This window comes from Streptomyces sp. TG1A-8, assembly GCF_030499535.1.
Lineage (GTDB): Bacteria > Actinomycetota > Actinomycetes > Streptomycetales > Streptomycetaceae > Streptomyces.
In genome coordinates, this window is record NZ_JASTLB010000001.1 from 1,130,901 (window position 1) to 1,154,908 (window position 24,008).

At 73.8% G+C, this 24,008-nt stretch carries 23 protein-coding genes, 2 tRNA genes and 1 pseudogene; 9 read left to right on the forward strand and 17 right to left on the reverse strand.

Features of this window, described 5'->3' with window-relative positions; genetic code table 11:
- Nucleotides 1-4: 4 nt before the first annotated feature.
- The 12 genes and pseudogenes from QQY24_RS04505 to QQY24_RS04555 all read right to left on the reverse strand — a co-directional run.
- A pseudogene (locus QQY24_RS04505) lies at nt 5-303 on the reverse strand (LLM class flavin-dependent oxidoreductase); the annotation flags it as partial.
- Nucleotides 300-1,673: an NtaA/DmoA family FMN-dependent monooxygenase gene (locus QQY24_RS04510; protein ID WP_301971355.1), complete on the reverse strand. Its 1,374-nt coding sequence runs from the start codon at nt 1,671-1,673 to the stop codon at nt 300-302. The gene QQY24_RS04510 and the pseudogene QQY24_RS04505, both read right to left, overlap by 4 nt.
- 19 nt (nt 1,674-1,692) lie before the next feature.
- Nucleotides 1,693-2,907, reverse strand: a complete 1,215-nt coding sequence (locus QQY24_RS04515; RefSeq protein ID WP_301971356.1) for an LLM class flavin-dependent oxidoreductase — start codon at nt 2,905-2,907, stop codon at nt 1,693-1,695.
- 75 nt (nt 2,908-2,982) lie between these two features.
- Nucleotides 2,983-3,207 carry a putative leader peptide gene (locus tag QQY24_RS34695; RefSeq protein ID WP_367657978.1) on the reverse strand — a complete coding sequence of 75 codons (225 nt, stop codon included), beginning with the start codon at nt 3,205-3,207 and terminating at the stop codon, nt 2,983-2,985.
- Between the two features lie 2 nt (nt 3,208-3,209).
- Entirely contained in the window at nt 3,210-4,004 is a 795-nt protein-coding gene (locus QQY24_RS04520; protein ID WP_301971357.1) for a GNAT family N-acetyltransferase, read from the reverse strand.
- 89 nt (nt 4,005-4,093) lie between these two features.
- Nucleotides 4,094-5,113, reverse strand: coding sequence for an ABC transporter substrate-binding protein (locus QQY24_RS04525; RefSeq protein ID WP_301971358.1), 1,020 nt, complete (start codon nt 5,111-5,113; stop codon nt 4,094-4,096).
- A gap of 49 nt (nt 5,114-5,162) precedes the next feature.
- On the reverse strand, nt 5,163-5,957 hold the full coding sequence (locus QQY24_RS04530) for an amino acid ABC transporter ATP-binding protein (protein WP_301971359.1): 795 nt from the start codon (nt 5,955-5,957) through the stop codon (nt 5,163-5,165).
- The gene (locus tag QQY24_RS04535) at nt 5,954-6,958 is read right to left on the reverse strand and encodes an amino acid ABC transporter permease (protein WP_301971360.1); all 1,005 of its coding nucleotides are present in this window, start codon (nt 6,956-6,958) and stop codon (nt 5,954-5,956) included. The genes QQY24_RS04530 and QQY24_RS04535 overlap by 4 nt, the downstream gene beginning before the upstream one ends.
- Nucleotides 6,959-7,123: 165 nt before the next feature.
- Nucleotides 7,124-7,258, reverse strand: coding sequence for a hypothetical protein (locus QQY24_RS04540; protein WP_301971361.1), 135 nt, complete (start codon nt 7,256-7,258; stop codon nt 7,124-7,126).
- A gap of 248 nt (nt 7,259-7,506) precedes the next feature.
- Complete coding sequence (locus QQY24_RS04545) at nt 7,507-8,397, reverse strand: glutathione S-transferase C-terminal domain-containing protein (protein WP_301971362.1); 891 nt, start codon at nt 8,395-8,397, stop codon at nt 7,507-7,509.
- A 77-nt stretch (nt 8,398-8,474) separates the two neighbouring features.
- Entirely contained in the window at nt 8,475-8,603 is a 129-nt protein-coding gene (locus QQY24_RS04550) for a hypothetical protein (RefSeq protein ID WP_301971363.1), read from the reverse strand.
- Between the two features lie 558 nt (nt 8,604-9,161).
- Nucleotides 9,162-9,509 carry an STAS domain-containing protein gene (locus QQY24_RS04555; protein WP_301971364.1) on the reverse strand — a complete coding sequence of 116 codons (348 nt, stop codon included), beginning with the start codon at nt 9,507-9,509 and terminating at the stop codon, nt 9,162-9,164.
- Between the two features lie 154 nt (nt 9,510-9,663).
- Here QQY24_RS04555 and QQY24_RS04560 point away from each other — a divergent pair, with 154 nt between their 5' ends.
- The 3 genes from QQY24_RS04560 (at nt 9,664) to QQY24_RS04570 (ending at nt 14,693) form a co-directional block, all read left to right on the forward strand.
- A complete protein-coding gene (locus QQY24_RS04560; RefSeq protein ID WP_301971365.1) occupies nt 9,664-10,056 on the forward strand; it encodes a winged helix-turn-helix domain-containing protein in 393 nt (130 codons plus the stop codon).
- Between the two features lie 168 nt (nt 10,057-10,224).
- A complete protein-coding gene (locus QQY24_RS04565; protein ID WP_301971366.1) occupies nt 10,225-14,394 on the forward strand; it encodes a SpoIIE family protein phosphatase in 4,170 nt (1,389 codons plus the stop codon).
- Complete coding sequence (locus QQY24_RS04570) at nt 14,394-14,693, forward strand: STAS domain-containing protein (protein WP_301971367.1); 300 nt, start codon at nt 14,394-14,396, stop codon at nt 14,691-14,693. The genes QQY24_RS04565 and QQY24_RS04570 overlap by 1 nt, the downstream gene beginning before the upstream one ends.
- A 61-nt stretch (nt 14,694-14,754) precedes the next feature.
- Here QQY24_RS04570 and QQY24_RS04575 read toward each other — a convergent pair whose 3' ends face one another.
- Nucleotides 14,755-15,708, reverse strand: coding sequence for an anti-sigma factor RsbA family regulatory protein (locus QQY24_RS04575; RefSeq protein WP_301971368.1), 954 nt, complete (start codon nt 15,706-15,708; stop codon nt 14,755-14,757).
- Nucleotides 15,705-16,532, reverse strand: a complete 828-nt coding sequence (locus tag QQY24_RS04580; protein ID WP_301971369.1) for an MEDS domain-containing protein — start codon at nt 16,530-16,532, stop codon at nt 15,705-15,707. The genes QQY24_RS04575 and QQY24_RS04580 overlap by 4 nt, the downstream gene beginning before the upstream one ends.
- A gap of 240 nt (nt 16,533-16,772) precedes the next feature.
- Here QQY24_RS04580 and QQY24_RS04585 point away from each other — a divergent pair, with 240 nt between their 5' ends.
- The 3 genes from QQY24_RS04585 to QQY24_RS04595 are packed head-to-tail and all read left to right on the forward strand — an operon-like array spanning nt 16,773 to nt 19,257.
- Complete coding sequence (locus tag QQY24_RS04585; RefSeq protein WP_301976146.1) at nt 16,773-17,576, forward strand: alpha/beta fold hydrolase; 804 nt, start codon at nt 16,773-16,775, stop codon at nt 17,574-17,576.
- Entirely contained in the window at nt 17,576-18,925 is a 1,350-nt protein-coding gene (locus QQY24_RS04590; protein WP_301976147.1) for a PP2C family protein-serine/threonine phosphatase, read from the forward strand. The genes QQY24_RS04585 and QQY24_RS04590 overlap by 1 nt, the downstream gene beginning before the upstream one ends.
- The gene (locus tag QQY24_RS04595) at nt 18,922-19,257 is read left to right on the forward strand and encodes an STAS domain-containing protein (protein ID WP_301971370.1); all 336 of its coding nucleotides are present in this window, start codon (nt 18,922-18,924) and stop codon (nt 19,255-19,257) included. Before QQY24_RS04590 ends, QQY24_RS04595 begins: the two co-directional genes overlap by 4 nt.
- Nucleotides 19,258-19,723: 466 nt before the next feature.
- Here the strand turns inward: QQY24_RS04595 and QQY24_RS04600 are convergent.
- Nucleotides 19,724-19,797: transfer RNA gene (locus QQY24_RS04600), tRNA-Pro, on the reverse strand.
- A gap of 251 nt (nt 19,798-20,048) precedes the next feature.
- On the opposite strand from QQY24_RS04600, the gene QQY24_RS04605 reads away from it, so the two are divergent.
- Entirely contained in the window at nt 20,049-21,227 is a 1,179-nt protein-coding gene (locus QQY24_RS04605; RefSeq protein ID WP_301976148.1) for a Gfo/Idh/MocA family protein, read from the forward strand.
- Nucleotides 21,228-21,569: 342 nt separating this feature from the next.
- Here the strand turns inward: QQY24_RS04605 and QQY24_RS04610 are convergent.
- Nucleotides 21,570-21,643, reverse strand: a tRNA-Pro gene (locus tag QQY24_RS04610).
- Nucleotides 21,644-21,748: 105 nt separating this feature from the next.
- Between QQY24_RS04610 and QQY24_RS04615 the strand changes: the two genes are divergently transcribed.
- Complete coding sequence (locus tag QQY24_RS04615; RefSeq protein ID WP_301971371.1) at nt 21,749-22,270, forward strand: DUF309 domain-containing protein; 522 nt, start codon at nt 21,749-21,751, stop codon at nt 22,268-22,270.
- Between the two features lie 104 nt (nt 22,271-22,374).
- Nucleotides 22,375-23,148, forward strand: a complete 774-nt coding sequence (cobF, locus tag QQY24_RS04620) for a precorrin-6A synthase (deacetylating) (RefSeq protein WP_301971372.1) — start codon at nt 22,375-22,377, stop codon at nt 23,146-23,148.
- Between the two features lie 77 nt (nt 23,149-23,225).
- Here the strand turns inward: cobF and QQY24_RS04625 are convergent, their stop codons facing one another.
- Nucleotides 23,226-23,981 (reverse strand): cobalt-precorrin-6A reductase, encoded by a 756-nt coding sequence (locus QQY24_RS04625; RefSeq protein ID WP_301971373.1) that lies wholly within the window; start codon nt 23,979-23,981, stop codon nt 23,226-23,228.
- Between the last annotated feature and the right edge of the window lie 27 nt (nt 23,982-24,008).

A 24,008-nucleotide genomic window follows, 5' to 3' on the forward strand; every position in this document is an offset into this window, starting at 1 on the left:
AGGGGTGGTCCGGGGTCGCGTGGTCCTCGCACGCGCGCACCGCGGGTCGAGCGGGCTGAGCGTGGTGACCGCTGTGAACGGCCGGATCCGGGAAGTGCGGGCGGCGATGTGCCTGAGGACGACGGGTGTCGGGGAGGGGACGGAGGGCCGTTCGTGCCGCTCCCCCACGCCGAAGCCGTCGAAACCCACCTCCTCGGCGGGCAGCGCGTCGTCGAACACCTCGCGGAAGCGGTCCGGGTGGGCCTTCGTATGCCCGTCACCGAGTGCGGGGCGCGCACGACCGGTGGTGGCGGGGAACCTCACGATGCCGCCCGCCCGTCGCGCACCTCGTCGGGGTGGGCCAGGCCGAGGTGGTCGCGCAGGGTCGGGCCCCCGTACTCGGTGCGGAAGACGCCCTGTTCCTGGAGGAGCGGGACCACCTTGTCGGCGAAGGGGTCGAGACCGCCCGGGGTGAGGTGCGGAACGAGGATGAAGCCGTCGCTGGCGTCGGCCTGGACGAAGTCGTTGATGGTCTTCGCGACGGTGGCCGGGGAGCCGATGAAGGCCTGGCGGTTGCCGGTCTCGATGACCAGGTCACGGATCGACCACTTGTTGGCCGCGGCCAGTTCGCGCCACTCGCGGGCGGTGGCCAGCGGGTCGCGGTACATGCGCACCTGGGCGCGGCCCTTGGAGATGTGGTTGTCACCGACGTCCGGGTCGATGTCGGGCAGCGGGCCGTCCGGGTCGTACGACGACAGGTCCCGGTTCCACACGAACTCGAGGTGCTTGATGGCCGTGGCGCCGCTGACCTGCTGACGGCGCACCTCCTTGGCCAGTTCCCCGGCCTCGGCGTCGGTGTCGCCGAGCACGAAGGTGGCGGCCGGGAGGATCAGCAACTGGTCCGCCCTGCGGCCGTACTTGGCGAGGCGGGACTTGACGTCGGTGTAGAAGGCCTGGCCGGCGTCGAGGGTGCTGTACCGGCTGAAGATGGCGTCGGCGCCGGACGCGGCGAACTCCCGGCCCTCTTCGGAGTCGCCGGCCTGGAAGATCACCGGGCGGCCCTGCGGCGAGCGCGGCACGTTGAACCGGCCGTGGATGTCGAAGTGCCGGCCCCGGTGCACGAAGGCCCCGGCCTTCGCGTCGCGCAGGAAGGTGCCGGTGGCCTGGTCGGCGACGATCTCGTCGCCGTGCCAGGAGTCGAACAGTTCGTTTGCCGTGGCCAGGAACTCCTTGGCCCGGGAGTAGCGCTCCTCCTGCGGCAGGAAGCCGCCGCGGCGGAAGTTCTCGCCGGTGAAGGCGTCCCAGGAAGTGACGACGTTCCATGCGGAGCGGCCGCCGGAGAGGTGGTCGAGGCTGGCGAACTGGCGGGCCACCTCGTAGGGCTCGTTGAAGGTGGAGTTGATGGTGCCCGTCAGTCCGAGGTGCTCGGTGACGGCTGCGAGCGCGGCGAGGACCGTGAAGGTGTCGGGGCGGCCGACGACGTCCAGGTCGTAGATCTTCCCGCCCTGTTCCCGCAGCCGCAGTCCCTCCGCGAGGAACAGGAAGTCGAACTTGGCCCGCTCGGCGGTCCGCGCGAAGTGGGCGAAGGAGCTGAACTCGATGTGGCTGCCGGCCTGGGGGTCGCTCCACACCGTGGTGTTGTTGACGCCGGGGAAATGGGCGGCCAGATGGATCTGCTTCAGTGGCTTGCTCATGTCGTACGGTCCCTCCGGCTCAGGTGTTCGCGGCAGCGGCGTAGCGGTTGGCGGGGCGGGCGAGCCCCAGCAGCCCGCGCAGGGTGTCGGCCTCGTAGACGCGGCGGAAGGCGTCCCGGCGCTGGAGTTCGGGGACCAGGCCCCGCGTGATCGCGGGGAGGTCGTGACCGGCGACGGCGGGCCGCAACCGGAAGCCGCTCAGCCCGGCTGACTGCAGTTCCTGGAGCAGATCGGCGAGTTGGGCGGGGGTGCCGGTGAAGATCCGGGCGTCACTGGTGTACGGGTACCCCGCAAGGGCGTCCAGGCGCTCCCGGCGGGCCGCGGCCCCGTCGGGCTCGTCGTCGAGGAAGACCACCAGGTCGCCGAAGACGTGCAGGGTCTCGTCGGCGCGGCCGGCCGCCGTCTGCTCGGCGCGGATCTCCTCGACGACGGCGCGGGCCTGGCCTGCGTCGTGCGGAGTGACGTAGCCGATGTCGGCGGCCCGGGCCACCAGCCGGTGGGGGAGGGCCGCATGCGCCAGGGCGCTGACGATCGGCTGGCCCTGGGGCGGACGGGGCGTGATGGAGGGACCCTTGACGCTGAAGTGCCGGCCCTCGAAGTCGATGTAGTGCAGCTTGTCCCGGTCGATGAAGCGGCCGGTGGCGACGTCCCGGATCTCCGCGTCGTCCTCCCAGCTGTCCCAGAGCCGGCGGACGACCTCGACGTAGTCGGCGGCCTCGTCGAAGGCGTCGGCCACCGCTTCCTGCACAACGGGCTCGTGGTGGTCCTCCGTCCGGAGCGGCGGGAACGTACGACGTCCGAAGTGCGCGGCCTCGTCCTGGCGAACCGTGATCTGTACGCGCAGGCCCGCGCGGCCGTTGCTCACATAGTCGAGAGTGGCGATCGCCTTGGAGATGTGGAACGGCTCCGTATGGGTGGCCACCACCGTCGGCACCACACCTATGTGACGGGTCAGCGGGGCGACCCGCGCGGCGATGAGGACGGCGTCCAGGCGTCCGCGGACCTGGTAGGTGCGGCCGTCGGGTCCGGTGGGGGACGAGGACTGCAGGCCGAGCGCGTCCTCGATGGTCACGAAGTCGAGCAGACCGCGCTCGGCCTCGGTGACGAGGTCGGTCCAGTAGGCGGCGGTGAGCAGGTCGCGGGGCCGGGCGACGGGCTCGCGCCAGGCAGCCGGATGCCAGCCGGCGCCGTCGAGGGCGACGGCGAGGTGCAGGGGGGAGGGTGACGAGGACACGGGAGTGGTGCCTTCCTGATCGGTCGTACGAGGGAGCCGGCCCCGTACGAGGGGTGCGGCTGCGAGGACAACGGGTCAGGAGCAACAGAGCGCGCCGGCCACGCGCAGCAGGTCGATGTGCGGCCGGGAGTACAGGTGCACGCGACGGGGCGGGGCGGGTTCCACGACGCGGTGACGGGACACGGGACGCACGTGCCTCACCTCCGCCCTTCCGGCCCGGCGACCCCGGAGCCCCCGTGGGCCTCGCGCTCTCGGCTTGCCGAGGGGACGCCGCTCGCCGGCCACCAGGCACAACAGCACGGCTATTCCTTTTCTTCCGGCTGTTCGGCCACTTGTTCGTTCCGGCCCCGGGTTTCGTCCCGGCCCCGTCCTTCCGGCTGTCCGTCCGGTGTGCGGACGAGCGCGAACCGCGTGCGGCGGCGCAGGGTGAACCCGATGGACTCGTAGAGCCGGATCGCGTGGGTGTTGCTCGCCGCGGCGTGGAGGAAGGGGGTGTCGCCGCGTTCCCTGATCCCCGCCGCGACCGCGCGGACCAGCCGGGTGGCCAGGCCCCGGCCGCGGTGGTCCGGGTGGGTGCAGACGGCGCTGATCTCGGTCCAGCCCGGCGGACGGAGGCGTTCCCCGGCCAGGGCGATCAGCCGCCCGCGGTCCCGGATGCCGAGATAGGTGCCGAGTTCGACGGTACGGGGCAGGAAGGGACCCGGCTGGGTGAGGGCTATGAGGCCGAGGATTTCGGGTACGTCGGCGGGCCCGAGCCGTACCGCTTCGGGTGCGGGTTCGGCGTACAGCGCGGTGTCGACCATCTGGACGCCCTCGCCGCCGTCCTCCGTCTCCCAGCCGCCGGGCACGGTCTGGACCGCGGTGACCGGGGTGACGGTGCCGGGTCCGACCAGTGCGGCCAGGTCGTCCCAGGCGCGGGGATCGGCGGGGTCCTCCAGGGCGGTGAACGGGGAGACGTCCGTCGGGTAGCGGGCAGCCCGGCCGACGCGTTCGGCGAGGTGGGCGTGCGGGCCGGTCAGCGCGGCCCAGGCCGCGTTGTCGAGGATGTGCGGTTCCGTCGAGCTCGGGGGCGGGGGGTGATGGACGCTGGTGGACATGGCGGTGCGAAGTCTCCCTTGTCTGGAACGCGGCGGGGCGCGGCCGGGACTCCGCCGCGTCACGGCGGAGTCCGGTGGGCCGACGACGGTCAGGAGTTGTCGAGCGGCAGGCCGGCCGGGTTGACCTCGGACCTGGCGACGGCCTCGTTGGAGAGGTTGTAGGCGGCGAGCCACTTGGCGTACTGACCGTTCTCGATCAGGTGGTTGATCGCGTCGGCGATGGGCTTGGCGAGCCCGCTGTCCTTCTTGGTGGTCGCCGCGATCAGGCCCTGGAGCGTGGCACCGGCCCCGGAGAACGTGCCCGCGCTGCGCGTCGGGTTGGGCGACCCTGCGGTCTGCGTGATGTGGTAGGCGATGCCGGGATTGGCAGCGAAGTAGGCGTCGATCCTGCCGCCGGTCAGCGCCAGGTTGACGGCGTTCTTGCTGGCGTAGTTCTTGACGGTGAGGGTCCTGCCCTCCTTCTTCAGCTTCGCCCGCCACTCCAGGAGGATCTTCTCCTGGTTGGTGCCGTTGTCGACGGCGACCGTCTTCCCGGCGAGGTTCTCGTAGTTGTCGTCGAAGTTCCAGGTGCTCTTCTTCAGCACCTCGAAGCCGAGATTGTCCTTGCGGTAGGAAGCGAAGTCGTACTTCTTCTTCCGCTCCTCGGTGTCGGTGATGTTGGAGAAGGCCACGTCGACCTTGCCGCTGTCGACACCGACGAACATGTTCTCCCAAGTGGAGTTCTCCAGTTCCGGCTTGAGGCCGAGGACAGCGGCGACCAGACGGCCGAAGTCGGGTTCGGCGCCGGTGAGGGTCTTCTGGTCCGAGCCGACGTACGCCAGCGGCGGGAATCCGTCGGGCAGTGCGCCGACGCCTATCTCCAGCTTGCCGCTCCTGCTGACCGACGCGGGCAGCTCGGCGCTGATCGACTTCACCTCGGCCACCTTGAGCGCGGTCTGCTCGGCGGCCCCGTTGGACAGCCGTCCCACGGTGACCGTGCCGGCGGCGTCGGTCGTGGTGGCGGCGTCGCTGCTGCCCCCGCAGGCGGCGAGTCCGGCGGCGAGCGCGGCGACGGCGGTGCCTGCGGTCATACCGCGGAGAAGTCGACTGCGATGGCTGAGGGTGCGCATGACTGTCCTTGATGGTGAGCGGTGAGCGGTGAGGTGGGGCAGGCTGCGGTCAGAGGACTCTGCTGAGGAAGTCCCTGGTCCGCTCGTGTTTCGGGTGGTCGAGGACCTCGGACGGCGGGCCCTGCTCGACGATCCGGCCGCCGTCGATGAACACGACCCGGTCGGCGACCTCGCGGGCGAAGCCGATCTCGTGGGTGACGACGACCAAGGTGGTACCGCTGGTCGCCAAGTCTTTGATGACGGTGAGGACTTCGCCGACGAGTTCCGGGTCGAGGGCGGAGGTGGGCTCGTCGAAGAGGATCACACCGGGGCGCAGGGCGAGGGCCCGGGCGATGGCGACGCGCTGCTGCTGGCCGCCGGACAACTGCCGCGGATAGGAAGCGGTCCTGTCGGCGAGACCGACCCGGCCGAGGAGTTCGCCGGCGAGCTCCCGTGCCTCGGGCTTGGTGAGTTCGCCGGTGGCGACCGGGGCGGCGGCCACGTTGTCCAGCACGGTCAGGTGCGGGAAGAGGTTGAAGTTCTGGAAGACGAAGCCGATGCGGCTGCGCTGGGCGAGGATGGCCCGCTCGCTCAGTTCCTTCAGCCGCTCCCCCTGGCGCCTCACGCCGATCAGCTCGCCGTTGACGCTGACGTGGCCGATCTCGGGCTTCTCCAGGTGGTTGATGACCCGCAGCAGCGTGGACTTGCCGGAGCCGGACGGGCCGAGGATCACGGTGACCTCGCCCGGCCGTACGGTCAGGTCGACGCCGTCCAGCACCCGGTGGGCGCCGTACCACTTGTGCACGCCGTGGACCTCGACGGCGGCGGGCACGGCCACCGGGGCCCCGGTGGTCCCGGCGCTCATACGGCGGCCTCCCTGCGCGCACGCTCCCGCAGCTCCCCGAGACCGGTGCGCAGTTTCTGCAGCGGGGTCGGCGGCAGGGTGCGGGTGGCGCCCCGGGCGAAGTACCGCTCGACGTAGAACTGGACGGCGGACACGGCGCTGGTGAGGATCAGGTACCAGACGGTGGCGACCAGCAGCAGCGGCACGATGTCGCCGGGATAGGTGCTGCCCATCGTCTGCACCGAGCCGAACAGGTCGAGCAGCGACACGTAGAACACCAGCGACGTGCCCTTGATCAGGCCGATCAGCTGGTTGACGTAGTTCGGGACGATGGACCTGAGGGCCTGGGGGAAGACGATCCGGGTGAACTGGTAGCCCTTGGGCAGGCCGAGCGCGGCGGCCGCCTCGTGCTGGCCCTGGTCGACGGAGAGGATGCCGCCGCGGACCACTTCGGCCGCGTACGCCGCCTCGTTCAGGCTGAGGCCGACGACCGCGACCGCCGTGTCGGTGGCGAGCTTCGACTCGTCGAAGGTGAAGAAGGCGGGCCCGAAGGGCACGCCCAGGCTCAACGTCTTGTACAGGGCGGAGAAGTTGTAGAGGAAGATCAGGACGACGATCAGCGGCACCGACCGGAACAACCAGATGTACACCCAGCTCACGGCCCGCAGCACCGGAGCACCGGAGAGCCGCCCGAGTGCGAGCAGGATGCCGCCGAGCAGCCCCAACACCGCGCTGAGCGCGGCCACTTCGAGGGTGATGACGAGTCCGTCGAGGATCGTGGGGCGCAGGAACCAGTAGCGGAAGCGGTCCCACTGGTAGAAGGGGTTGGTGCCCAGGCCGTGGATGATCTGGGCGACCAGGACCAGCACGACCGCGGTCCCGATCCAGCGGCCGGGACGCCGGAGCGGAAGGACCCGCTGCGCCGCGAGGGGTTTCGGCTCGGCGGGGGTGTCGGGGCGGGGGATCGCCTCGGCGGGAGGCGCTGGTCCGGAGGACACAGCGATGCCCGGAGATTCACTCATGGTGGGCTCCAGCGGATTCGGACACCCCGGACCGCGGAATGCGGCAGTACCGCGCCGAGCGGGAGCGGCCCGGTACGAGACGACGCACGAGTGCACGCGGAACAGGGGCTGGGCGGGGAGAGGGCACACCGCGACAGCGGTGGTCGTCAGAGACTCAGAAAGCCGTCAGCCCTGGCAGAGGGCGCGACAAGCGGCCGTACACAGCGCACTGTTGACGCGCAGCAGGTCCACGGAGCGGTTCGTGCACAGCAGGACGCGGCCGGGGCGCCGCCATGCGGCCGTCCCGTCAGCTGCGTACATCGCCGTCACCCTCACTTCTCCGGCCCTGGGGCATCTTGGTCTGCGCCGCAAGTTAGACATGCCCCGAAAGGAATGTCAATGCAAGTGACCACCAGGTGAGACCACGTGTGCGGCCTTCTTCACGGCGTCACGGAGCGCGCCGAAACCGACGTGGACGGTCACGGTCGTCAGCGCCCACGGCGCGGGTTCGCCCCGGCCGTTCGGATGCCGACGGCCGTGTCCGCCGGGTGAACCCGCTGGGGCGTCCGTCACCTGCGGGAAGGGTCCGGGGCGTGCTCGCTGTGGTGTGCCCAGTCCAGGATCTGGACGGCGGCGCCGGCGGCCTCGAGACCCTGGCAGCGGCCGCGGTGGCGGCGGGCGATGCCGTCGAGGTCGAGGTGGGTGCCGAAGGCGGGATGGGCGGCCAGGCGGCGGGCGTAGGTCCACAGTGCCGGGTGGCCGGCGATGCGCTGCACGGCTGCGGCGTCGAGGTGGTGGCGGTGCACGGTGTCCAGCTGCACCAGGGAGACCCACAGTTCGATGTCGGCGGCGGTGAGTCGGCCGGCGATCAGGTACTCCTCCCCGGTCAGCGACCGCTCCAGCCGGCCGAGGGTGTCGAGCAGCACGTCGAGGGCGGCGTCCCGCTCGGCCGGGTCGGCGCCGGCCCGGCCCGCGCGCTGCGCGGCCTCCTCGATGCCCTCGGCGCACAACCGTTCGACGGCCTCGACGGTGGACGTGTGAGCGCGGGGGTGGAGGCGGGCTCCGCCGTCCCGGGGGAAGCGGTCCAGGTCGCGCAGGATGTCGGGGGTGTGGGTGCTGACGATGCGCCCGGACCAGTCGTCACTGAGCACCGGGCCGAGGGCCGGGCCGGTGTGGTGGTGGGCGCTCGCCTCGTAGAGCGGGCGCAGCGTCGAGTACCCGCCGTCGGGGAGGTCTGGGACGGCGGGCAGGGGAGTGACCGGACAGCTGGTGCCGAGGCCCAGGAGGCTGTGGCCGACGGCGAGGCGCAGTCCGTCGGGACAGGCGGTCGACAGGTGCAGCCGGTAGCGGTGGGGCACGGCGTAGTGGCCGCTGCGCGCGTCCCGGCCGATCCGGCCGCGGAAGGCGGGGGCGGGGCGGTGGGCGGACGGGACGGGGGCGAGCGGGGTGGTGGCGGGCATGCGTCTCCCGTGGTGCGGCCGCGCGGACGGGCGCGGCGGGGCGTTCGTCGGACGGTGAGGAGGGGCCGGTTCGGCGCTCAGCGACCGGCCCGGGGGCTGAGCGCGCTGCACACGCGCAGCAGGTCGATGTGCAGGCGGGAGGTGAGGAGGGGGGTGCGCGACGGTGTGCGGCCCGCTCGGCCGGTGACCGTTTCGAGGCGCACCATGTTCCCTACCCGTTCACTAGGATTCCCTACCGGGAGTGTCGATCCGGCTCCGCGCCGCGTCAAGGGGGCGTCCGCGCCCGGGGCCCGGTCCGCCGACGCGCGGCACGGGCGGGTCAGGGGCCGGGACGCGGGCGGGGTCCGGTCCGGGGCAGGGCCCGGGGCACGGGCGGGTCCGGTCCGGGACACGCGGAGCGCGGCACACCTCCCGGCCGCGGACCCCCGACGGAGCGGTTCCTGCACGATCCGGCGGATCCGGCGGAACCGACGGATCCGCCGGAACGAAACGCGGCCGTTCGGGGCGGGCCGGACCGGCGGCCGGGGCAGCCGGTCCGTGGCCCTCGCCGCGCAGGCGTTCCGCCCCGTCCCCGGCCGCGGCGAGCGGACCGGCCGGGCCCGCCCCGCGGGGGACGCCGTGGCCACCGCCGCGGCGACCGCCTTCCCGGTCCGGTTCGTCGCGGGCGCCGGCCGCGCCCCGGTGCACCGGGGCGCGCCGTTCCCGTCCACCGGGACCACCGTGTGGGCGGCGATGGCGCGGCCGGCGGTGCCGCGCCGGGGACGTCAGGCGGCGAGCGCCTCCCCCAGCGTGGGATAGGCGCTGATCACCTCGTCCAGGCTCAGCGCCCGGAACACGTGCTGGACCACCGGCGGCAGCGTGGCCACCCGCACCCACCCGTTGCGGGCGGTGGCCCGCAGGTGCGCGTCGATCAGCAGGTTGAAACCGGTGCTGTCCATGAAGGACACCCGACTGAGGTCGACGACCGCGCGGGGCGCGTCCGCACCGGTGGCGTCGGCCAACGCCCGGCGCACCTCGGGTTCGGCCGTCAGGTCGATGTCACCGCTGAAGGACACCACAGTGACACCCTCACGCCCGTCGGAGAGCACGGCGGAGAACGGCTGGGACACCACGGCTCACTCTTCTCGTCAGTGCGGGCAGGAGCGCTCGGCGCACCTCCTGGGCTTGCTCCAGCAGGGTGCCGTCCGCATGTCTAACACGTCAACCAATACACGAACAACTTTTCCTGCTTCCTTGTTCACGCAGAGTGCGTCATACTATGGAGCCATGCGGGGAGCAGCACCTGAGCCACACACCGGCTGGACGTTCTTGACGAATCACGCACGCGTCCTGGCCGCCATCGCCGAGGATCCGAACACCCGGATCCGTGACATCGCCGCCCACTGCCGGCTGACGGAGCGGGCGGTGCAGAAGATCATCAGCGATCTCGAACAGGACGGGTACCTGTCCCACACCCGCCAGGGCCGGACCAACACCTACCGCATCGAGCAGGGCGTCCCCCTGCGGCACCCGGCCGAGGCCGAGGCGGGCGTGACCGTGGCGGAGCTGCTGTCGGTGCTGGCCCGGCACGACGCTCAGCGCGGCACCCACGAATCCGACGACGCCCCCGCCCCCGCCGGCCGCCGGGACGCCCTGGCCTCCGCCCGGGGAACGGGCTGAGGCGACGCGGCCGACCGCCTCCGGGACGGCACGGCCGCCGGGAGGCGGATCGACCGCCCCACCCCCCTTACTCGCAAGATCTCGCCGAGGACGACGACCCGTCCCCCAGGCGGCTGACCCGGCCCCCCACGACGCTGCGCGGCGGCCGGAGTGGACGGAAGGTGTCGCGTGGCGCGTGCGGAGGACGCCGGGCAGGAGCCGCGGACGGCAGCCGGGGCGGAGGTGTTCGCCGCCGACCGGGAGGTCGGCGGCGACCTGGCCGCGGTGGACTGGGCGCGCACGCCGCTGGGCCCACCGGAGGACTGGTCGCAGAGCCTGCGCACCTCGGTGAGCATCCTGCTGTCCTCCCGGTTCCCCATGTGGATGGCGTGGGGACCGGAGCTGACGTTCTTCTGCAACGCCGCCTACCGCCGGGACACCCTGGGCCGCAAGTACCCCTGGGCCCTGGGACGGCCGGCGCGCGAGGTGTGGTCGGAGATCTGGGCCGACATCGGCCCCCGTATCGACACCGTGCTCACCAGCGGGGAGGCGACCTGGGACGAGGCGCTGCTGCTGTTCGTCGAACGCTCCGGGTACACCGAGGAGAGCTACCACACCTTCTCCTACAGCCCGCTGCGCGACGACGACGGAACCGTGGTCGGCATGCTGTGCGTCGTCAGCGAGGACACCGTGCGGGTCATCGGCGAGCGCCGGATGGCGACCCTGCGCGACCTGGGCTCCGACCCCAGTGTGATCCGCACCGAACAGGAGGTGCTGGACTTCGCCGGCCGGCAGCTGGGCCGCAATCCGCAGGACCTCCCCTTCACGCTGACCTACCTCTTCCGGGACGACCGCACGGCCCGGCTCGCGGCCACCACGGGACTTCCCGACGGCCATCCGGCCGCACCGGCCACCCTCGCGACCGACGACCCGGACGCCGTCTGGCCGGTGGCGGACCTGGCCCGCGGCGACTCCGCGCTGGTCGCCCTGGAGGGTCCCGCCTTCGCCGGGCTGCCGTCCGGGGCCTGGGACCAGCCGCCGACGCACGCCCTGGCCGTGCCCCTGCTGCGGCAGGGCAGCGCCCCGTACGGCTTCCTGGTGACGGCGCTGAACCGGTACCGCGTGCTGGACGACGGCTACCGCGGTTTCGTCGAGCTGACCGCCGGACACCTCGCCTCCGGCATCGGCAGCGCCCGCAGCTACGAGAGCCAGCAGCAGCGGGCGGAGGAGCTGGCCGAACTGGACCGGGCCAAGACCACCTTCTTCTCCAACATCAGCCACGAGTTCCGCACCCCCCTGACGCTGATCGCGGGACCGGTGCAGGAACTGCGGAACCGGCTGGGCGACGACGCGCGGGCCCAGCAGGAGCTGGACGTCATCCACCGCAACGGCCTGCGCCTGGGCAAGCTGGTCAACACCCTGCTGGACTTCTCCCGCATCGAGGCGGGCCGCATGCAGGCCACCTTCGCGCCCGTGGACCTGGCCGCGGTGACCGCCGAGCTGGCCAGCGTCTTCCGCTCGGCCGTCGACAGGGCGGGCCTCGCCCTCCACGTCGACTGCCCCCCGCTCGGCCGGCCGGTCCACGTCGACCGCGACATGTGGGAGAAGGTCGTCCTCAACCTGCTCAGCAACGCGCTGAAGTTCACCTTCGACGGCTCCATCACCGTCTCCGTGCGCCAGGAGGACGACCAGGCGGTGGTGACCGTCGCCGACACCGGCATCGGCGTGCCGGCCGCGGAGATGCCCCGGCTGTTCGAACGGTTCCACCGCATCGAGAACGCCCGCTCCCGCTCCAACGAGGGCAGCGGCATCGGACTGGCCCTGGTGCGGGAGCTCGTGGGGCTGCACCACGGCACCATCAACGCCGCCAGCACCGAGGGCGAGGGCACCCGCTTCACCGTCCGCCTGCCCTTCGGCAGCGCCCACCTGCCGGCCGGAGCGGTCGCGCCGGCGGCCGACGGCCGGGCGGTCCCCTCCTCCGCCGCCGCCCCCTACGTGCAGGAGGCCCTGCGGTGGCTGCCCCCCGACACCCCCGCCGGGGCCGGGGGACCGCCGGAACCGCAGGCGGACGCCGGCGCGCCCGGCTCCCCCCTCGGGCCCGGCTCCCCGGCACGCGTCCTCGTCGCCGACGACAACGCCGACATGCGCGAGTACCTGGCCCGCATACTCGCCGACGTCGGCTACCGGGTCGACGCCGTCGGCGACGGGCGGGAAGCGCTGGACGCCGTCCGCCGCAAGGCGCCCGACCTGGTGGTCAGCGACGTGATGATGCCCCGCCTGGACGGCCTGCAGCTGGTCCGGGCGCTGCGCGCCGATCCCCGCACGGCGTCGGTCCCGGTGCTGCTGCTGTCCGCCCGTGCGGGGCAGGAGGCCTCCATCGAGGGCCTGCAGGCGGGCGCCGACGACTACCTCGTCAAACCGTTCGCCGCGGCCGAACTCCTCGCCCGCGTCCGGGCCAACGTGGAGCTGGCCCGGCTGCGCAGCCACCACGCCCGCTGGCGCACCGCCCTCGTGGACTCCCTGCAGGAGGCGTTCTTCGTCTGCGACGAGGACGGCGCCGTGGTGGAGATCAACGCCGCCTTCACCGGCATCCTCGGTTACGGCCCCGAGGACCTGCCCTACCGGCCCGTCCACCCGTGGTGGCCCGACGCCGAGACGGACCCGGACGCCCACCGGCAGGTCGACGAGACGTTCCACCGGCTGATGCGGGACTCCCGGGGCTCCTGCACGATCCCCGTCCGGCACCGCGACGGGCACCGGTTGTGGGTCACCGCCACGTTCGCCCATGCCCAGGACCCCGACACCGGGCGCCGCGTCACCGTCGGCACCTTCCGGGACGTCACCGCCGAGCACTACGCCGTCCAGCGCGAGAGCGCGCTGGCGTCCCTGAGCACCTGCCTGTCCCGGGCCACCAGCATGCCCGAGGCGCTGTCCGGCGCGCTGCACCGGCTCAAGGACCTGTGGCGGGCGAAGTGCGTCCTGGCCGCCGTCTTCACGGGCGGTGCCGAACCGGTCCTGACCGCCACCGACGACTCCTCCTGGGGCGAGCTGCCCGCCGAGCGCCGGCAGGCGCTCACCGACCTGCGCCGGCACCCCCTGCTCACTCCGGTCCCCGACCGGACCGGCGCCGGGATCGTCATCGAGCACCCCGCCGGTCCCATGGTGCTGTGGATCGACCTGGGTCACCGGCGCCCGTTCTCCGAAGAGGACCAGCTGCTGCTGTCCCTGCTGGCCGGACACCTCGCCCAGGGCCTGACCCGGGCGCACCAGATCGACGAGCAGCGGGAGACCGCGATCGCGTTGCAGCGCGCGATCCTCGGCCCCTCCAGCCTGCCGGACGGGTTCGCCGTCCGCTACGAGCCCGCCACCCAGCCCCTGGAGGTCGGCGGCGACTGGTACGACACCATCAGCCTGCCCGACGAACGGATCGGCATCGTCGTCGGCGACTGCGTGGGACGCGGTCTGGCGGCCGCCTCGGTCATGGGGCAGCTGCGCAGCGCCTGCCGCGCCCTGCTGCTGCAGGACGCCGGCCCCGCGCAGGTGCTCACGGCCCTGGACCACTTCGCCGCCACCGTTCCCGGCGCGATGTGCACCACGGTCTTCTGCGGCGTCCTGGATCCCGGCACCGGCCGTCTGACCTACTCCAGCGCCGGTCACCCGCCGGGCATCCTCGCCCACTCCGACGGGACCGTCCGCCTGCTGGAGGAGGGACGCTCCATCCCGCTCGCGGTCCGCCCCGGCCGGGAGCGCCCCGAGGCCGAGTGCGTGGTGCCCGCACGCGCCACCCTGCTGCTGTACACCGACGGCCTCGTGGAACGCCGGCGCCGCCCGTTGAGCGCGGGCATCGGCCAGGCCGGCGAAGCCGTGCAGGAGGGCCGCGGCCTGCCCGTGGACGAGCTGGCCACCGAGATCATGACCCGTCTGGCCCCCGCCGACGGTTACGACGACGACGTGGCCCTCCTGCTGTACCGCCACCCGGCGCCGCTGGAGGTGACGTTCCCCGCCGAGTCCTCCCAGCTGGCCCCGGTCCGCAAGGCGCTGCGCAGCTGGCTGGCCCAGTGCGAGGTCCCGCCCCACACCGTGCAGAACATCATGGTCGCCGCCGGGGAGGCCTGTGCCAACGCCATCGAGCACGGCCACCGCGACGCCCCCGGCGACATCGTCCGCCTGCGTGCGGAGGCCTTCGTCCACGGCCTGCGCCTCACCGTCACGGACACGGGCCGGTGGAAGACCCCCCAGCCCGAGCTCAACGCCCACCGCGGCCGCGGCATCACCCTGATGCGGTCCCTGATGCAGCAGGTCACCATCACCCCCGGCACCGCCGGCACCACCGTCGACATGCACACGAGGATCGCCTGATGGCCACCCCGCTCACCCTCACCCCCGGCCGGAGCCCGGACGGCACCCGCCGGCTCACCGTCGTCGGCGAGATCGACATGAGCAACGTCTCCGTCCTCGCCGACGCGCTGGAGGCCACGGCCGGACCGCTCGTGGTGGACCTGACCGCCGTCGACTACCTCGACAGCGCCGGTCTGAGCGTGCTGTTCACCCACGCGGACCGGCTCCAGCTGATCGCCACCCCCCTGCTGGGTCCGGTGCTGACCGTGTCCGGGCTCGCCGACCTGGCGACGGTGCACGGCCTGGACGACGGCCTTTGAGCCCCCTCGCCCCGGGCCCGCGCGCCCCGCACGGCGCCCCCGCGGCGTCCGGCCGCCCGGGTCAGCCCAGGGCCAGGTGCAGGCGCACGACCAGGCCGGAGGACAGCGTGCGGATCTCCACCAGGTCGCAGAGCTGGTGCATCATCCACACGCCCCGGCCGCCGGACGCGGAGAGCGGATCGGGACGGCGACGGCCGGTCAGCGGGTCGGTCATCCGGCCGCGGTCCCGCGCCTCGGCGACGAGGGCGCCGGCGGTGCGCCACAGCCGCAGGGTGCCCCGTCCGCCGCCGTGGCGCACCGAGTTGGTGGTGGCCTCGCTGACGGCGAGCAGCCAGTCGGCGCGCCGCCGCGGTACCAGGCCCGCCGCCGCGGCCCAGTCGTCGGCGATGTCCCGGACGCGTCCGAGGTCACTCTCGCCGAAGGGGACGACGACCGGGTCCTCGGGCTCGGGCAGCGGTGTGTCGCAGTCGCGGCAGACCTCCTGCGGATCCACGTGCTCCGTGCTGGGCCGGTAGCCGCCGGGGCCGCCGACGACGGGATGCGTCCGGTGGGCCTGGGCCAGCACGTCCCCGGGCAGCGCGCTGTCGTACGGGCACAGGATGCCGGCCCGGCGGCGGGCGAAGGCGAGGTTGATCAGCGCCTCGTGGCAGGTGGCCTCCCGTGCCTCGGCGGGGGTGCGGCCCACCCAGATCGGCTCGCCCACGATGGACGGGCACCGGTCGGCGTGCCGGTCGGCGAACTCCTGGAGCATCGACAGGATCCGTCCGGGGTTGCGTCCGGCCTGGCGCATGTCGATCCACGTCACGTCCCCGTGGCCGGTGCCGAGGGCGTCGCGCAGGAGGCGCAGGCGCGGGCCGGGCACGGCGACCAGCACGGGACGGCCGCGGGCGATGCCGTCACGGACGAACTCCCCGACGCCGCTCAGGTATTCCTCCTGCGAGGTGTAGAAGAGGGCGGGGTGGTGGAAGGCCGCGTCCCGACCGTGCTCGGACGAGGTCTGGGCGTGCATCGTCATGCCTGGTCCACCTTCAGGATGCGGCCCAGCTCGGGGAAGAGTTCCAGCATGCGCCGGGCCGTGGGAGGAGCCCCGAGGAGCCGGACGGGGAGCCCGGCCGGCCGCCGGGCCGCCGCGCGGGCCAGGCCGGCCAGTGCCGCGACGTCGATGTGGCGCAGACCCGACAGGTCCAGCGTGACGTGCTCCGCCGGGGCCGCGTCGAGGGCTGCCGCCAGGGCGGCGGTGACGTGCCGGTTCTCGTACCCCGCCGATCCCGACAGCCGGAAGCCCGGCCGGTCGGCCAGGGGGGTGACGGACAGGCCCGGCGCGCCGCCGGCCGGACCCCGGCGCGTCGGATGGGCTCCCGCCAGTACCTCCAGGGCGTCGCCGGCCAGCAGACGCCGGTCGTAGAAGCACCACGCCGTCAGGGGCAGCCGGACGAAGACCTCGCGGTGGATGCGCAGCTCGTACTCCAGGAGGCGCTCGGCGCCGGCCAGGTCGCGACCGCCCCAGGACATCTCGCCGATCGCCCGCAGTCCCCGGTGCCCCTGCTCCGCGGCCGCCGCGACGGCCTCGTGCCACAGAGCGATCATCGCGTCCGGGTCGAACACGGCACCGGCCAGGTAGGTCTGCGCGGCGGTCGTCACCACCAGCCGGCCGCACCGAGCGGCGCGGGCGGCGTCGACGCCGTGGTCGGTGAGCGTGCGCATCACCCGGCCGGGATCGGTGGCGTCGGCGAAGTACCGGACCTGTTCGCCCCGGTCCAGCCCGGTCCGGACGAAGGAGACGAGGCGGCCGGACCATTCGGCGTCGGTGGAGTACACCACACCGACGTGCCTGCCCACGGCCGTCTCCTCGGCCGCGGTGGCGCACCCGCCGTCCCTCACCGGACCACCCTGCCCCTCCGGTGCGGCCCGTCCGCACACCGCTTCGAACAGCCAGCCTACCGCCGCGGCGGGATCCGGAAAGGCGGGGGACGCGGCGGCTCCGGGGCGGGCGCGGGACCCGGACGCGCGGATGAGCACGGGCGGGGGGCCGCGGACCGCGTTCCCGCCTTTTCCGGAACAGGTGCGAGGATGGCGGACATGGACGTCCTCCGCAGGAACAACGTGTCGGTCATCGGCCCCGCTGACCGTCCGGCAGTGGTGCTGGCCCATGGTTTCGGGTGCGACCAGAACATGTGGCGCCTGATCGTGCCCGCACTGGCCGAGCGGTACCGGCTGGTGCTGTTCGACTACGTCGGTTCCGGTGGTTCGGACCTGTCGGCGTGGAGCGAGGAGCGGTACTCCTCGCTGAACGGCTACGCCCAGGACGTCACCGAGGTCTGCGAGGCGCTGGGGCTGGAGCGGGCGGTGTTCGTGGGGCACTCGGTCAGCGCCATGGTCGGTGTCCTGGCGGCGCAGGCCGCGCCGGAGCGGATCGGGGCACTGGTGATGGTGGCCCCCTCGCCCTGCTACATAGACGACGAGGGCTACCGCGGCGGTTTCACCGCGGAGGACGTCGACGAACTGCTGGCCTCCCTGGAGTCGAACTACCTGGGCTGGTCCTCCGCCATGGCCCCGGTGATCATGGGCAACCCGGACCGGCCGGAGCTGGGGCGGGAGCTGACCAACAGCTTCTGCGCGACCGACCCCGACATCGCCCGCGTCTTCGCCCGCACCACCTTCCTGTCCGACAGCCGGGACGATCTGAAGCGTGTCGAGGCGCCCACCCTGGTGCTGGAGTGCGTCCAGGACGTCATCGCACCGCGCGAGGTCGGCGCCTACGTGCACGCCGCGATCCCGTCCTCCCGCCTGGTCACCCTCGATGCCACGGGGCACTGCCCGCAGCTGAGCGCCCCGGAGGCCACCGCCCGTGCGATCCTGGACTTCCTGGCGAGCCTCGCATGATGTGCCGCTCGGGCAGTCCGCCCGAGCCGGCCGACACAGGGAACGGGGCGGGCATGGACGCAGCCTTCACCGCACTGCTGGAGGACAGTTCCGAGGAACTGTACGAGTCGGCGCCGTGCGGCTACCTGTCCACGCTGATGGACGGCACCATCGCGAAGATCAACGGCACGCTGCTGGGCTGGCTCGGCCTGGAGCGCGGGGCCGTGGTGGGGCGCATGCGCTTCGCGGACCTGCTGACCGTCGGCGGCAAGCTGTACCACGAGACGCACTTCGCGCCGCTGCTGCGCATGCAGGGCGAGCTGCGGGGCATCGCCCTGGAGGTGAGGACCCCGGGCGGCGGCCGGCTGCCGGTGCTGGTCTCCTCCGTGGTCAAGTACGGCACCGGGTGCGAGCCGCTGCTGATACGCACCACGGTCTTCGACGCCTCCGACCGGCGGACCTACGAGGAGGAACTGCTGCGCCGCCGCCAGGAGGCCGAACGCGCCCGTACCGAGGCCGAAGGCGCCCGCGCCGAGGCGGAGCGGGCGCACGCGCAGGCGGAGGAGGCCCGTCGGCAGGCCGAGGCCGACCGGGAACGGCTGACCCACACGCTCGCCGTGTGGCAGAGGTCCCTCCTGCCCGACGTCCTGCCGGTGCTGCCGGGGCTGGAGACCGCCGTCCACTACCACACGGCCTCCCCCGACCGGCTGGGCGGCGACTTCTACGACCTGTTCCCCGTCGACGACGACCGGTGGGCGTTCTTCCTGGGCGACGTGTGCGGCAAGGGTCCCGAGGCGGCCTCGATCACCTCGCTGACCCGCTACACGCTGCGCGCGGCGGCCCGGCACGACTCCGAGCCGGCCAACGCGCTGACCGCGCTGAACACCGTGCTGCACGAGCGGTACACCGCCGACGGCGACCCGCGGTACTGCACGTGCATCTTCGGCATCGTGGAACCCGGCGCGGACGGACGCATGGCGATCCGCCTCGCCTCCGGCGGGCACCCTCCGGCCCTCGTCCTGCGCGCGGGCGGCGACGCCGACTTCCTCCCCACGCCCGGAGGACTGCTGGTCGGCATCGTGCCCGCCGCGCCCTTCACCACCACCGAGACCGTCCTCGCCCCCGGTGACACCCTGCTGCTCTACACCGACGGCCTCACCGAGGCCCGCACCGGCCCCACCCGCGACAGCCTGTACGGCGAGGAGACGCTGCTCGACTTCGCCGCGGGCCGCGCGCCCGCCGCGGCCCACGAGGTGATCTCCGCGCTGAGGGGACTGCTGGAGAGCTTCGGCGACGGCCTCGACGACGACACCGCCCTGCTCGCCCTAGGCGTTCCCGCCTCCCGCCCGGCCACGGATGACCCACGATGACCTCGCTGAACATCACCCACCGCGACACCGTTGCCGGTCCCGTCCTGCGCGTGACCGGCGAGCTCGACTACGACCAGGCCACCGGCCTGCGCCGACAGGTCGCGGCCCTCGCCCTGCAACCGGGCCAGTGCCTGACCCTGGACCTGTCCGGCCTGCACTACTGCGACTCCACCGGGATCACGGCCCTCCTCGCCGCCCGCCAGCACGCCCAGGCCGCGGGCGCCGACGTCGTCCTGGCCGGCGTCCCCGCCCACCTCCTGCGCATCCTCGGCATCGTCGGCCTCGACCAGGTGTTCACCGTCCTCCCCGGCGGGGAGCCGGCCGACGCCTGACGGCGGGGCGGAGCCCGCGCCGCCCCGTGGCGGCACGGCACGGACCGGACCGTGCCGTTCCCCGGCAGGACGCGTCCGGTCCAATCCTCCGTGCGCCGCGGGGGCCGTCCGCCGCTTCGCCGCAACGGTGTGCACCGTGTGCCGCGGGGCGATGACGGCCGCCGGGGCGGCCCGGCCGGACGGCCGTCCCGGCGCCCCCCCCTTCCCCGGGTGCGGGCCCGGCCCGGTCCGGCGTCGGCTGGTCCGGTCCATGACCGGGGTCCTGGGCGAACCGGTCAGCCCGGCGCAACCGCCGCAGGGGGCGGTGACCAGGGCGGGACCGTGCTGATGCGGTGTCCGGGAACAGGGCCCTCGACCAACACGCCGACGGATTCCGCGGGGACACCGGTCCCCGACCGGTCCCCGGGAAAGGGTCAGGGGCGGCCCGGATTACTCCGAACCGCCCCTGACCTGCGACTCTCACGAGTCGGGACGACAGGATTTGAACCTGCGACCCCTTGACCCCCAGTCAAGTGCGCTACCAAGCTGCGCCACGTCCCGGTGTGGTCCCACGCGGGTTGTTCCGCGTGATCACCCAGGTCAGCCTACCGCACCGGAGCGGGTGCGGAGGTCCGTTCGAACGGGACCGCGGGTGCCTGCGTCCGTGCCCTCCCGCCGCGCCGGCCCGCACCGCCCCGACGCCGCCCGGACCGCCGGGCCGGTGCGCCGGTCGTGACGGCGGGTTGACACCCCGCTCATGTCCGGACATGGTGACCCGAACGGGGCAGGAACCGGTCCAGCGGAGGGCTGTCGTGGTCGAAGCGCTCGGTGTCGCCGTCGTCGGGTTCGGCTGGATGGGCCGGGTGCACGCCCGGGCGTACTCCCGGGTCGCGCACCACTACCCGCAGCTCACCGTGCGGCCCCGTCTGGTGGTGGTGGCCGAGGAGGTGCCGGGCGGGGCCGAGGAGGCCGCCGGGCGGTTCGGGTTCGCCTCCGCGACCCGTGACTGGCGCGAGGTGGCCGCCGACCCGCGCGTGCGCGCCGTCAGCATCACCGCGCCAAACTTCCTGCACCGGGAGATCGGGGTGGCGATGGCCGGGGCGGGCAAGCACATCTGGATCGAGAAGCCGGTGGGCCTGACCGGAGCGGACGCCCGCGCGGTGGCCGACGCGGTCGCCGCGGCCGGTGTGCAGGGCGCGGTCGGGTTCAACTACCGCAACGCCCCCGCCGTGGAGGCCGCCCGCAACCTGATCGCCTCCGGGGGGATCGGCACGGTCACCCACGTGCGCATCCGGCTGTTCAGCGACTACGCGGCCCACCCGGACACCGCCCTGACCTGGCGCTACGAGCGGGAGCGCGGCGGCAGCGGAGTGCTCGGGGACCTGGCCTCGCACGGTGCCGACCTGGCCCGCTTCCTGCTCGGCGACATCGTCTCCCTGACCGCCGACACCGCCGTCTTCGTCCCCGAGCGGGCCCGGCCGGCCGGCGCCACCGCCGGTCACGCCCTCGCCCGCGGCGGCGAGCGGGGGCCGGTCGAGAACGAGGACTACGTCTGCTGCCTGCTGCGGTTCGCCTCCGGTGCGCGCGGTGTCCTGGAGGCCTGCCGGGTCTCGGTGGGCGAGCAGAACAACTACGGCTTCGAGGTGCACGGCACCCGGGGCGCGGTGTTCTGGGACTTCCGCAGGATGAACGAGCTGGCGGTCGGGCGCGGGACGGCGTACCGGGACCAGCCGGTCAGCACGGTGTACGTCGGTCCGGACGACGGCGAGTTCGCCGCGTTCCAGCCGGGCCCAGCCAACGCGATGGGCTACGACGACCTGAAGGTCGTCGAGGCGTACCGCTTCCTGCGCTCCATCGCCGAGGGCACGCCGTACGGCGCCACCCTGGCCGACGCGGTGCACAGCGCGGCCGTGCTCGACGCCATGGCGGCGTCGGCCCGCAGCCGGGGATGGGTCGACCTGCCGGTGCCGCAGGCGGGCCGCAGGGGGTGACCCCCTGGATCGCCGGCCCCGGACCGCCCCGCACGACACCTCACCGGCGAAGTCCCCCGCACGACGCGTCGAGGTCACCGCCGCCCGAGCGCTCCCGGGCCGCGAACGCCGCGACGCCCCGGGCCGGGCGGGGGCACCGCCCGCTCGTACCACCGGCAGAGCGGGCCGGCCCGTGCGTCGGCCGTGCCGGGGCGCCCGGCCGCACCCGCACCGAACGGCGCGTCCGGGTCGGGCGTCGTGGTCGTGCTCGCGGGGACCAGGCCACCCCAACCGGTCCCCGGGAACGGCCAGGGGCGGTTCCGGATTCCTCCGGAACCGCCCCTAATCCGCGACTCCCTCAAGTCGGGACGACAGGATTTGAACCTGCGACCCCTTGACCCCCAGTCAAGTGCGCTACCAAGCTGCGCCACGTCCCGGTGCGCTCGTCCGCGGTGCTCCGCGTGATCGCGCGAACAGCACTTTACCGCACGCGCGGGGGTGGACCGAAGTGGGTTCCCGGCCGCCGGGGGACAATCGGCCGTATGGCACACACAGGCACGGCAGCGGGCGGGCAGCGGGGCTCCCGGGACCGGGACGCCGACGGGCGGGCCCGCAACGCCCGGCCCCGGGACGGGCTGGGGCGGCCCCTGCCCCACGGGGCGGACGGCGTCGCCCGGCAGCCGGAAGGGGTCGTGCGGGCGCCGCGGGAGACCGTGGCCGAGGCGCAGGCCCTGCTGGCGGCGGGCAAGCCGTTCCACGCGCACGAGGTGTTCGAGGACGCCTGGAAGTCGGGTCCCGAGGGGGAACGCGCGCTGTGGCGGGGGCTCGCCCAGCTGGCGGTGGGCCTCACGCACGCGGCCCGCGGCAACGCCACCGGCGGGGCGCGGCTGCTGCGGCGCGGCGCGGACGCCGCCGAGCAGTGGGCGGCCGGGCGGGGCGAGGACCGGCCGTACGGCATGGACCTGACCGGGCTCGCCCGGTGGGCCCGCGAACTGGCCGGGCGGGTGGAGGCGGCGCCGGGGCCCGTCGACGCGGCGGCCGAGGCACCGCGGCTCACCTCCTGAGGCCGCCGCCGCGGGCGGCCCCGCGCCCCGTCCGCAGGGCCGCCGTCGCCGGCGGTGGTGCGGGCGGTGGCCGCGCCGCCGGTGGCATGCGGCAGACTCGGGGCGTGCGAAAGATTCATGTCATCGGTATCGGTGCGGGCGACCCCGACCAGCTGACCCTGCAGGCGGTCAAGGCGCTGCGGGACACGGACGTGTTCTTCCTGCTCGACAAGGGCGAGGTGAAGAGCGACCTGACGCGGCTCCGCCGGGACGTGCTCGACGCGCACCTGCCCGAGGGGGCGTACCGGCTGGTGGAGGCCCGCGACCCGGAGCGGGACCGGACGGCGGGCGGCGCCTCGTACTCGCCGGCCGTCGGGGACTGGCGCAGCGCCCGCGCCGGCATCTACGAGCGGCTGATCGCGAGTGAGCTCGACGAGGACGGCACCGGGGCGTTCCTGGTGTGGGGCGACCCGTCGCTGTACGACAGCACGCTGGGCGTCCTGCAGGAGGTGCTGGAGCGGGGCGCGGTGGCGTTCGAGTACGACGTGGTGCCCGGCATCAGCAGCGTCTCCTCGCTGGTCGCCCGGCACCGCACGGGCCTGAACCGGGTGGCCCGTCCGGTGCAGATCACCACCGGACGGCGGCTCGCCGAGGGCTTCCCGGACGGGGTGGACGACGTGGTGGTGATGCTGGACGCGCACCAGGCCTTCCGGCACTACGCCGACCAGGACATCGACATCTACTGGGGCGCCTACATAGGCACGCCGGACGAGATCCTGGTCGCCGGCCCGCTCGCCGAGGCCGGCCCGCGCATCGAGCGGCTGCGGGCCGAGGCCCGCGAGCGCAAAGGCTGGATCATGGACACGTACCTGCTGCGGCGGCGTCCCGGGCAGGCCTGACCGGCGCGCGTCCGGGGCCCGGACGGGCCGACGAGCCGACGAGCCGGAGCGTACGGGCCGCCGCCGCGCAGCCGCCGTCACCGCGCGCGCGGGGCGCCGAGTCCGAGCCGGTCCAGTACGGCCGGCACGTCCGGCACCGCCTGCACGCCGTCCGGCAGCGGCGGTCGCCGGACGACGACCACGGGCAGGCCGAGGTCCCGCGCGGCCGTCAGTTTCGCGGCCGTGGCCCCGCCTCCGCTGTCCTTGGTGACCAGGACGTCGATGCGGTGGGCGCGCAGCAGTTCGGTCTCGTCGGCGACGGTGAACGGCCCGCGGGCCAGGAGCACCTCGCTGCCGGGCGGCAGGGGCGGTTCGGGCGGCTCCACCGACCGTATGACGAAGTGCAGGCCGGCCGGGCGGGCGAAGGCCGCGAGGCCGAGGCGGCCGGTGGTGAGGAACACCCGGCGGCCGAGCCGGGGCAGGACGTCCGCCGCCGCCTCCAGGGAGGGGACCGGGTGCCAGGTGTCGCCGGGGCCCGGACGCCAGCCGGGGCGGCGCAGGACGACCGCGGGCACCCCGGTGGCCGCCGCCGCGCGTGCCGCGTTGGCCGTGATCGACGCGGCGAACGGGTGGGTGGCGTCGACCAGGGCGTCCACCTCGTGCGCGCGCAGCCAGTCCGCGAGCCCCGCGGCCCCGCCGAAGCCGCCGGTCCGCACCTCGCCCTCCAGCGCGCCCGGGCGCGTGACCCGGCCGGCCAGGGAGGTGGTGACGCGGACGCCCGGATGTGCGGTGAGGGCGGCGGCGAGGCGGCGGGCCTCGGTGGTGCCGCCGAGGACGAGGACGTGCGGGGACACGGGGTGAGCGTACGGCAGCGGGCTACC